A 9,237-nucleotide genomic window follows, 5' to 3' on the forward strand; every position below is an offset into this window, starting at 1 on the left:
GGTCGTCGTGTGGCACGAGCGAGGAGGAGCGGACGATGGTGTGGCCTTTAGATTCAAAAAATTTCAGGAATTTTTGGCGTAGTTCGGTGGTTTTCATGGCGTTTCAGTGTCTTTCAAAATAATGATTCGGGCGGCTGGTGCGCTTAACAAAAATTGGGCGTGATTTTACTGCATATTGCAGGTGGCTGCCTACTTGCACGGTGGATGAAAGGGCAGGATTTTCAGGTAGCCTTTCGCTTGCAGGCTACCTGAAAATTGAAAATACGCTTTCAGGTAGCCTTATTTGCTGAGGCGCAGACTACCTGAAAAAATACCTGCCCAACGATGTTGATTTAAATCAGCGCCAAACCGCCGCCTTGCCCGTAGAATGCCCAATATTTGCCCACAGACAAACGGATACGCCATGCTGTTTGACGACTTCCAGCCCACCCACCACACCAAACCCGCCACCCAGCCGCAGCCGACCGAGCGTGGCAACATCCCCGAACTCGTCTGCCCCGCCGGCAACCTGCCCGCCCTGAAAACCGCCGTGGACAACGGCGCGGACACGGTTTACATGGGGCTGAAAGACGCGACCAACGCGCGCAATTTCCCCGGCCTGAATTTCGACCAAAAATCCATCATCGAAGGCATACGCTACGCCCACGACCGCGGGCGGCAGGTGCTGATGGCCATCAACACCTACGCGCAGGCTGGGCAGGTGGAACGCTGGCGGCGCGCCATCGATACCGCCGCCGATTTGGGCGCGGATGCGGTGATTGTGGCCGACCCCTCCGTGATGGCCTACGCCTGCGAAAAATATCCGAACCTGCGGCTGCACATGTCGGTGCAGGGATCGGCCACCAATTACGAAGCCATCAATTTAATGAAGGACTTGTTCGGCATCCGCCGCGCCGTGCTGCCGCGCGTGCTGACGATAGACCAAGTGCAGCATGTGATTGAAAACACGGATGTGGAGATTGAAGTGTTCGGCTTCGGCAGCCTGTGCGTGATGGTGGAAGGCCGCTGCATCCTGTCGAGCTACGCCACGGGGGAATCACCGAATATGCAGGGCGTGTGTTCGCCCGCCAAGGCCGTGCGCTGGGAGCAGTTGCCCGACAAAATGAACGTGCGGCTCAACCAGGTGATGATCGACCAGTTCAACAAAGACGAATCGGCGGGCTACCCCACGCTGTGCAAAGGCCGTTTTGAAGTGAACGACGAAACCTATTACGCGCTGGAAGAGCCGACCAGCCTGAACGTGTTGGAAGTGTTGCCGCAGCTCATCAAAATCGGCGTGGCGGCGGTGAAGGTGGAAGGCCGCCAGCGCAGCCCGATGTACACCGCGCAGGTTACGCGCACGCTGCGGCAGGCTTTGGACGCAGCTGCCGCCGACCCCGCGCACTACCGTGTAACCCCCGCATGGGACGCGGCTTTGGGCAAGGTGTCCGAAGGCAGCCAAAGCACGCTGGGCGCATATAACCGGCCTTGGAAGTAGGTTTCAGGTAGCCTTAAAGCAAAAGGAAAATGCTTATGAAACAAGAATGGAAGAAGGTTCATAAAGACTTATACGGAATTAAGGCGCAGCCTGTGTTGCTGGATGTGCCCGAGCAATCGTTCATTATGCTAGACGGCGAAGGCAATCCCAACGCCGCCGATTTTTCCGAACGCGTGGGCGCGCTGTACAGCCTCGCCTATGCCGTGAAGATGAACTACAAAAAATCCGCAACCGGGCAGGCCGTTGATGATTTTGCCGTTTACCCGCTGGAAGGCGTTTGGCGGCAAAAAACGGCGGGTGCGGACAAGTTGGATAAAGACAATCTGGCCTACACCATCATGATTGCCCAGCCCGATTTCATCACGCCCGAAATGTGGCAGGACGCGCTGGCCAAAACGCGCATTAAGAAACCCAATCCGCTGTATGAAGAAGTACGCTTCGAGCGCATGGCCGACGGCAAAAGCGTGAGCATCCTGCACGTTGGCAGGTTTGATGATGAGCCCGCTTCGTTTGCCAAAATGGATAACTTCTGCCAAGAACACGGTCTGCGGCGCAGCGGCGATACGCACCGCGAAATTTATCTGAACAACGCCAACCGAACCGCGCCGGAAAAACTCAAAACCATTCTGCGCTATGCGGTGGAATAATTTCAGGTAGCCTCAAAGCCGTCTGAAAGGCTACCTGAAAAACAGCGCAAAAAATAAGAGCATGAAAAAATACATCGAAGACCTGCGCAACGCCCTATACAAACACGACCTGACCGTGGCTGTCGAAGAAGATACCCCTGCCTTCCCCGCCGTGTGGACGCTTGCGCACCCTTATTTCACGCTGCCGCTGACCATCGCCTTCCACAACGCCCACGACACCGGCCTCGTACCGCTGTATGCCAGCTTCGGCTGCTACTTAATGGAAAAGCCTGAAATATCGCTGTATTTCACCAAAACCAACCGCCACTCGTGGCAGCGCGATTTGGCCGCTTTTATCGAAACGCTGATGCAATATATCTACGCCGCCGAAACCGAACACAATAAGGCCGTCTGAAAAGGAATCCTATGCACATCACCTTTCCGGAATGGTTTGATGACCTGGCCGAATTTGAAGCCGAGAGCAAAGGTTGCCTGTTGGATTTTCCATTGCATATCAACGGGCAAGAGTTTGTTTTTACCTTCTACGATTTATGCCGCCTCAATCAAACCTATGCCGATGATTCCGCCGCCGATTTTTTAGAAAACGAAGCCGTCGTTGTATTGCAGGCCGTAAACCGGAAAAACATTGCCCGCTTTGCCCAAACGATTTTCAGGTAGCCCCCAGGCCGTCTGAAAAGACAAAAAACAAAGGAACACCCATGAAACTCTCCCTCGCCCCCATCCAATTCTTCTGGCAGAAAGAAACCCTGCTCGAATTCTACGTCCAAATGCTCGACAGCCCGCTCGACACCATCTATCTGGGCGAAACCGTCTGCTCCCGCCGCCAGAAAATGCGTTTCGACGACTGGTTCGGCCTCGCCCAAGACCTCGCCGACAGCGGCAAGGAAATCATCCTTTCCTCCCAAGTGCTGCTCGAAAGCGAATCCGACCTCAAACGCCTGCGCAAAATCACCGGCCAAACCCAATTTAAAATCGAAGCCAACGACATGGGCGCGGTCAAACTCGCCCGCGAACACGGTATCCCCTTCGTGGCCGGCGCCAGCCTCAACATCTACAACGAAGCCACCCTGCAACTCTTCCAAAGCCTCGGCGCATACCGCTGGGTCGCCCCCGCCGAACTCGCCCGCGACAAAGTGTCCGACATCGCCCGCCTTTCAGACGGCCTCGAAACCGAAATCTTCGCCTGGGGCAAAATCCCCTTGGCCTATTCGTCCCGCTGCTTCACCGCGCGGCACTACAACCTAAACAAAGACAGCTGCGAATTCCGCTGCCTCGACCACGAACACGGCCTCACCATGAACACCCGCGAAGGCCAGCCGTTCCTCACCATCAACGGCATCCAAACCATGTCCTACGGCAGCCAATGCCTGCTGCCGCACCATGCCGACATGGCCGCCATCGGCGTAAACATCCTGCGCCTCTCGCCCCAGCTCACCGACATGCCGCGCATCATCGAACTGCACCGCGCCGTGCTCGACGGCCAAACCACCCTAGACGAAGCCCTGCCCGAACTCGCCCGCCTATCCACCGGCACACCCGTGGACGGCTACTGGCTGGGTAAACCCGGCATCGAAGCCGTGGAAGCCCACCGCAAAGCCTACGGCACCAACGCCGCCTGAAAGGAAATCATCATGCCCCTGCCCGACATCACCCTGCCGCAATGGTGCGCCCAAATCGGTCGCCGCCTGCCCGCCCTGCCGCCGCGTTTCGCGCTGGTTAAAACCCTCAACCTCATGCTCAAGCGCGGCCTCTTGCCTGCCGACATGAGCCTGTTTGACGGCCGCACCTTCGAAATCGACGTGCTCGATGCCGGCATTACCGTGCGCTTTACCGCCGATAGCGAACGCTTCCTCGACCGCCGCTTCGAAGGCACGCCCGATTTGCGGCTTGCCTCCAACGGTATGGATTTCTTGCGCATGATGCTGCGCGAAGAAGACCCCGATACCCTGTTTTTCAACCGCAAACTGCAAATCGAAGGCGACACCGAATTGGGGCTGATTACCAAAAACCTGCTCGACAGCGTGGAGTGGCCGTTTGCCGAACAGTTGGTGAAATGGCAGGAAATGTTTGAATAGGTGCTCGAGGGGTGTTTCCGCTTTGTTTGGACTGTGTTGAAGCCGCCGCTTTCAGGTAGCCTGCCGTGCTTGCCTGAGGCAGCTAAAACGGATAGGCTACACCGCAGCAACTCGATAAGCCGACAGAGCAATGCCGACACCGGCACCAGAGAAGTTTTCAGGTAGCCTATGCCGGCGTTAGCCAGGGCTACCTGAAACATACAAATCATAATTTAAAAGCGATCCAATTTGAAAAGGGAACCGCTATGGCGCAATCCGTATTTGTGGAAAAAATCGAGCAGGCCTGCCACAAGAAAGCGTGGCTGTTTGAGCACAGCAAGGCAAAGTATGCGCTGCGTTCGCTGATTGCCGGCATGCTGCTCACGCTCACGCCGGCCACAGGCGTAATTGCGGCGGATGTGCTCAATACGGTGCACCCTTCGCTGGGGCGGTTTGCTTTCCCGTTTTTCTTCTCGTGGGGGCTAGTGTATATCCTGTTTCTCAATGCAGAGCTCACCACTTCCAATATGATGTATCTCACGGCCGGCACCTTCCTAAAAAAAATCAAATGGGAAAAGGCGCTGATTATTTTGCTCTACTGCACGGCGTTTAATTTAATCGGTTCGATTTGCACCGCCTGGCTGTTCAATCAAACCAGCGCGTTTGCCCATATTTCGGCGGATGGCTATTTGGCCAATATGGTGGGGCATAAGCTGGAGCGGCCAAACGGCTTGGTACTGGCGGAGGGGATTTTTGCCAATATGTTTGTGAACGTGGCGGTGGTGGCGTATCTGTTGCTGAAGGAGCAGGCGGCGAAGATTGCGGCAGTGTTTGCGGCGGTGTATATGTTTGTATTTTTGGCCAACGAACACGTGGCGGCAAACTTTGCTTCGTTTGCGCTGGTGGGCTTCAATCAGATTGCCGATAGCGTGTCGCATTTTGAGGCCTTGAATATCCTGCGCCATTGTAGCGTGGCTTTTGTGGCCAATTGGATTGGCGGCGGGTTGCTGATTGGCGTGCCGTATGCGTTTTTGAATAAGGATGAGGGAGAGTATGTGGATTAGGGATTGGTGCGTCATCCCAATAGAGCAGATGAAAATAAGGATGAGACAAGGCGGCGAGCCGCAGATAGTACCGACAGTATGGCAAGGCGAGCCAACGCCGTAGCATTCTTTTTCATTCATTATAAAAATCTCAGGTAGCCTGTTTTCCGTTAAACAGGCTACCTGAAATTTTGCGCATACCAGATGCGGAAAACTATTCCGCGGCGGGCATTTGGAAGTGGCAGCGCGCCACCACGATGGGTTTGGCGGGATCAGACTGCCAGGCTTCCACCGCCACGTTGGCAATGCGGCTGCCTTGGCGGGTGAGGGTGCAGCGGGCGTAGGTGGTTTCCGGCTTGCCGCTGCGCAGGTAATCGATAGATAAATCGATCATCTTGGGCAGCTCGGCAAGGCCGGCCTGGCGGTAGAGAAAGAGCACGGCGCAGCTTTCGATGAAGCCGCCGAGCATGCCGCCGTGCAGGGCGGGCAGGAAGACGTTGCCGATATTTTCACGTTTGTATGGCAGGGCAAACAGGGGCGTGCCGTTGGATTCGCCGCATTGCAGGCCGATGAAGCCGTTGTAGGGGATGAGCTCGGCGGCTTCGGCGGTGAGCTTGGGAGATAGGATTAAGGGGGTGCTCATGCTTGCAACATCTCCTGTAGCTTGGCTTGTTCGGCGGGGGTGAGCGGGGTGCGCATGAAGGTGGCCATGCCCAAGGCAAAGGGGTCGGAAGGGTCTTCTTGGTAGCAGCTGCTGCGCACGAAGGCCACTTGGCCGGCCAGGCGGTAGCATTCGGCGCGGCCGTAGATGCGGCGGCCGGGAGTGGCGGGGTGCATGTAGTCGATGCGCATATCGAGAGTGGCGAGGATTTCGGCGCTGGGCAGCTGGGCGGTTACCGCGCAGGCGGAAACCATATCGACCAAGGTGGTGATGGTGCCGCCGTGGATGATTTGGGTGTCGTGGCGGCCAACGAGGTGGGGCTGCCAGTTGAAACTGAGCACGGGGCGGCGGGCGCGGATGCCTTCGTAGCGCAGGCCGATGGCGCGGGAATGGGGAAGGTCGAGGAAGTGTTGGCTGATGATGCGGTAGAGGGCAGGATTTACAGGCATGGCGGTTTCTACTGGGAGCAATCTATTTTCAGGTAGCCTTTAGGAGGCGGCGCGGTGTTATTGTTTGGCTGGCAGAAGGCCTTGTCAAGGCCGGCTGAAAACCATATCGCTGCATGTGCAGCCTGCCTTGCTATTAGTTTGCATCATCGTCTTCGCTTTGCAGCACGGCGGTTTCATCTGCCTCACCGGGCAGGCACACCAAAATATCGCCAAACGCGCCGTCTTCCTGGGTGAGGCGTACCAGCCCTTCCTTCACCAGCTCCAACAGGGCGATAAAGCACACCACCACCTGCGCTATGCCGCTCTCCGGCTCAAACAATCGGCTAAAGCGACAGCCGCCGTCTTGCAGACGGCGCAGGATGCGGCTCATGGTGGCGCGCACGGAGAGGGCTTCGTTTTCCTGCACCACCGTGTGGCTGCGGCGCTGGCCTGAGCGGGAGAGGATGGCGAGCCAGGCTTGGGTGAGGTCGGCCAGCTGTACTTCCGGCAGCTTGGCGGCGGTGGCGATTTCCAGCGGCAGATACGCCCAGGCGAAATCGCGGCCGGCACGGGGCAGCGCGTCCAACCCTACGGCGGCGAGCTTCATTTGCTCGTAGGCCAAGAGGCGGCGCACCAATTCGGCGCGCGGGTCGGCAATGTCTTCATCTTCGGCAGCGGGCGGCGCGGGCAGCAGTAGGCGCGATTTGATTTCGATCAGCACGGCCGCCATCAGCAAGTATTCCGCGGCCAAATCCAGGTTTTGCTCGTCCATTTGCGCGATATAGGCCAAATACTGCTCGGTGATTTTGAGCATGGGGATATCCAGCACGTCGATGTTTTGCTTGCGGATAAGATACAGCAGCAAATCGAGCGGGCCTTCAAAACTGTGCAGCACCACCTGCAGCGCATCGGGCGGGATGAAAAGATCGGCGGGCAGATCGGTAACCGGCTGGCCGAACAGCGTGGCGATGCCGGGGCTGCTCGGCATATCGGGCGGGGAAGCGGGCATGTTTCAGGTAGCCTTTGGCGGGCGTGGAAAGCAGGGATTATATCGCCTTTGCCGTATTGGCTTACCAATCTGCTATTCGTATAATCTGCCTACTCTCAGCCAAGATTGAGTGAATAGGAAAATTAAGATGAAATTTATAGCAGATAAACAATTGTTTACCCAATTTCCCGGCTTGCGCATCGGCATTAGTGTGGCATGCGGGGTAAACAATAAGACAGATGCGGCTGCTTTCCTGCCGCAATTGCAACAGGCGGCAAACAATGTAGCAGAAAATTGCGGAGGACAGCCTGTGGCACAGTTGCCAAAAATTGCTGCCTGGCGCGAGGCATACCGACAATTCGGCGTGAAAGCCAAAGAATATCCTAGCTCAGTAGAAGCGCTATATAAGCGCGTTTCTAAAGGAAAAGGCTTGGGCAGCATCAGCCCGTTGGTAGATATTTATAACTATATTTCGCTCAAATACACCATGCCGGTGGGCGGGGAAGATTTAGATGCCATGCAGGGTAATCTGCAGCTAACCTATGCCGGTGCGGATGAAGTGCCGGTGGTTGTGTTGGGCAAAGATGAGGCACAGGCACCAGCAGAGGGCGAGATTTTCTATAAAGACAACGCCGGCGCCATTTGCCGACGCTGGAATTGGCGTGAAGTGGCACGCACCGTCATTAGCCCAGATACAACCCACTGCGTGTTTGTGATTGAAGCATTAGCCGAAGTGGGAGACGACGAGCTACGTGCCGCACAGGAAGAGTTGGGCATACTGATCACGCAATACTGTGGCGGCACGATTTCCCACCAAATTGTTCGGGCAGGGCAGGAAGAGGCAGAATTACACTGAGGCAACACGGCTTGAAAGCAGCAGCCAAGCGGCGCATACTGGCTGCATTTCCCACATCAGAATAAGGAACGATTGATGAAACTCGTGATTGCCGCGCCGGCCAACGGCGTTGAATTGAAAAACGCACTCAAAGCACATCTGCAAAACGACCCGCGCGTGGCGAGCCTGGTGGATTTGTCGTCGCCAGACGGCACCTATCCGCAGCTCTCCTTTGCCGCCGCGCAGGAAGTAGCCGCCGGCCGCGCCGACCGCGCCATTCTGATTTGCGGCACGGGCGTGGGCACCGCGATTGCCGCCAACAAAGTGCGCGGTATCCGTGCCGCCACCGCACACGATCTGCTCACTCTGCGCGGCTCGGTGGAAAACTACGACGCACAAGTGCTGTGCATGGGGCAAAACGTCATCGCCGCCCCCGCCGCCTGGGCGCTGGTCAACATCTGGCTGGATCTGCGCCACGACACTTCTAGTGGTTATGCGCCGAAGGTGGGCGAAATCGAAGCCTTCGAGCGCGGTGTTTGACGGGTTTGTATTTTTCCAAACCGTAAACACATAAAAGGCTACCTGAAACTTTAGCTTCGCAGAAACTCACTGCGTTCGTTTTCAGGTAGCCTTTTCTTTCTCAGCTATTCTCACAGCTGGCGCAAGAATGCTTGAATAAACGCAATCTTATCCAGTTCCGGCATAGCGTTGAACGCTTCGCGATACTCGTGGATGTGGTCGATTAAGGGGTAAAACTCTTCATCGACGTGGCGTTTGTCGAGCTTGCGTCCGATGTTGCTTTCGTTGCTTCGCCCTAGAAACTTGGAAATCAGGTAATACGGTGATTTGAGCTTGAACAGCATTTCGCCGTTTTGCGCATCAAATACCATAAAGCCTTCGTGTTCCACGTTTTTCAGACGACCTTTCAGCTCCCCGAACGTGATGTTTTTCAGCGTTTCGGGACGGCGGATGCCGTATTGTTTGCCGATTTCGTCCAATTCGGCTTCGGTAAACTGACGGCCTGTCGCCACATCGATGCAGCCGATTAGGGTTTCGCCCAATTCTTCGCGGATGATGTGGACGTCTTTCGCGTCTGTGATTTCA

At 56.2% G+C, this 9,237-nt stretch carries 13 protein-coding genes and 1 pseudogene; 9 read left to right on the forward strand and 5 right to left on the reverse strand.

The genetic code is table 11. From position 1 onward, the window contains the following. A partial coding sequence (locus ACO6EE_RS08900; protein WP_485960703.1) for an alanine--tRNA ligase-related protein occupies nucleotides 1-97 on the reverse strand: 97 nt, incomplete at its 3' end. Nucleotides 98-403: 306 nt separating this feature from the next. Between ACO6EE_RS08900 and ubiU the strand changes: the two genes are divergently transcribed. The 7 genes from ubiU to ACO6EE_RS08935 all read left to right on the forward strand — a co-directional run bounded on the left by ubiU (nucleotide 404) and on the right by ACO6EE_RS08935 (nucleotide 5,242). Further along, entirely contained in the window at nucleotides 404-1,477 is a 1,074-nt protein-coding gene (ubiU, locus tag ACO6EE_RS08905) for a ubiquinone anaerobic biosynthesis protein UbiU (protein ID WP_485960692.1), read from the forward strand. Between the two features lie 35 nt (nucleotides 1,478-1,512). Then, nucleotides 1,513-2,124: a GyrI-like domain-containing protein gene (locus tag ACO6EE_RS08910; protein WP_485960693.1), complete on the forward strand. Its 612-nt coding sequence runs from the start codon at nucleotides 1,513-1,515 to the stop codon at nucleotides 2,122-2,124. Nucleotides 2,125-2,185: 61 nt separating this feature from the next. Beyond that, nucleotides 2,186-2,518: a hypothetical protein gene (locus ACO6EE_RS08915; protein ID WP_485960694.1), complete on the forward strand. Its 333-nt coding sequence runs from the start codon at nucleotides 2,186-2,188 to the stop codon at nucleotides 2,516-2,518. A gap of 11 nt (nucleotides 2,519-2,529) precedes the next feature. Next, nucleotides 2,530-2,781 carry a hypothetical protein gene (locus ACO6EE_RS08920; RefSeq protein WP_064084940.1) on the forward strand — a complete coding sequence of 84 codons (252 nt, stop codon included), beginning with the start codon at nucleotides 2,530-2,532 and terminating at the stop codon, nucleotides 2,779-2,781. Between the two features lie 41 nt (nucleotides 2,782-2,822). Next, a complete protein-coding gene (locus ACO6EE_RS08925) occupies nucleotides 2,823-3,743 on the forward strand; it encodes a U32 family peptidase (protein WP_485960695.1) in 921 nt (306 codons plus the stop codon). A 12-nt stretch (nucleotides 3,744-3,755) separates the two neighbouring features. After that, complete coding sequence (gene ubiT, locus ACO6EE_RS08930; RefSeq protein ID WP_485960696.1) at nucleotides 3,756-4,199, forward strand: ubiquinone anaerobic biosynthesis accessory factor UbiT; 444 nt, start codon at nucleotides 3,756-3,758, stop codon at nucleotides 4,197-4,199. Between the two features lie 245 nt (nucleotides 4,200-4,444). Continuing rightward, nucleotides 4,445-5,242, forward strand: coding sequence for a formate/nitrite transporter family protein (locus ACO6EE_RS08935; RefSeq protein ID WP_485960697.1), 798 nt, complete (start codon nucleotides 4,445-4,447; stop codon nucleotides 5,240-5,242). 193 nt (nucleotides 5,243-5,435) lie between these two features. Here the strand turns inward: ACO6EE_RS08935 and ACO6EE_RS08940 are convergent, their stop codons facing one another. The 3 genes from ACO6EE_RS08940 to ACO6EE_RS08950 all read right to left on the reverse strand — a co-directional run bounded on the left by ACO6EE_RS08940 (nucleotide 5,436) and on the right by ACO6EE_RS08950 (nucleotide 7,319). Next, nucleotides 5,436-5,864 carry a PaaI family thioesterase gene (locus ACO6EE_RS08940; RefSeq protein ID WP_485960698.1) on the reverse strand — a complete coding sequence of 143 codons (429 nt, stop codon included), beginning with the start codon at nucleotides 5,862-5,864 and terminating at the stop codon, nucleotides 5,436-5,438. Next, nucleotides 5,861-6,331 carry a PaaI family thioesterase gene (locus ACO6EE_RS08945; protein ID WP_485960699.1) on the reverse strand — a complete coding sequence of 157 codons (471 nt, stop codon included), beginning with the start codon at nucleotides 6,329-6,331 and terminating at the stop codon, nucleotides 5,861-5,863. The genes ACO6EE_RS08940 and ACO6EE_RS08945 overlap by 4 nt, the downstream gene beginning before the upstream one ends. Nucleotides 6,332-6,464: 133 nt before the next feature. Further along, entirely contained in the window at nucleotides 6,465-7,319 is an 855-nt protein-coding gene (locus ACO6EE_RS08950; RefSeq protein WP_485960700.1) for a segregation and condensation protein A, read from the reverse strand. Nucleotides 7,320-7,428: 109 nt separating this feature from the next. Between ACO6EE_RS08950 and ACO6EE_RS08955 the strand changes: the two genes are divergently transcribed. Both ACO6EE_RS08955 and ACO6EE_RS08960 read left to right on the forward strand, forming a co-directional pair. After that, a complete protein-coding gene (locus ACO6EE_RS08955) occupies nucleotides 7,429-8,154 on the forward strand; it encodes a B3/B4 domain-containing protein (protein ID WP_485960701.1) in 726 nt (241 codons plus the stop codon). A gap of 75 nt (nucleotides 8,155-8,229) precedes the next feature. Then, nucleotides 8,230-8,673, forward strand: a complete 444-nt coding sequence (locus ACO6EE_RS08960) for an RpiB/LacA/LacB family sugar-phosphate isomerase (RefSeq protein ID WP_485960702.1) — start codon at nucleotides 8,230-8,232, stop codon at nucleotides 8,671-8,673. Nucleotides 8,674-8,783: 110 nt separating this feature from the next. Here the strand turns inward: ACO6EE_RS08960 and ACO6EE_RS08965 are convergent. After that, a pseudogene (locus ACO6EE_RS08965) lies at nucleotides 8,784-9,237 on the reverse strand (RNA ligase); the annotation flags it as partial.

The organism is Eikenella sp. (genome assembly GCF_057315495.1).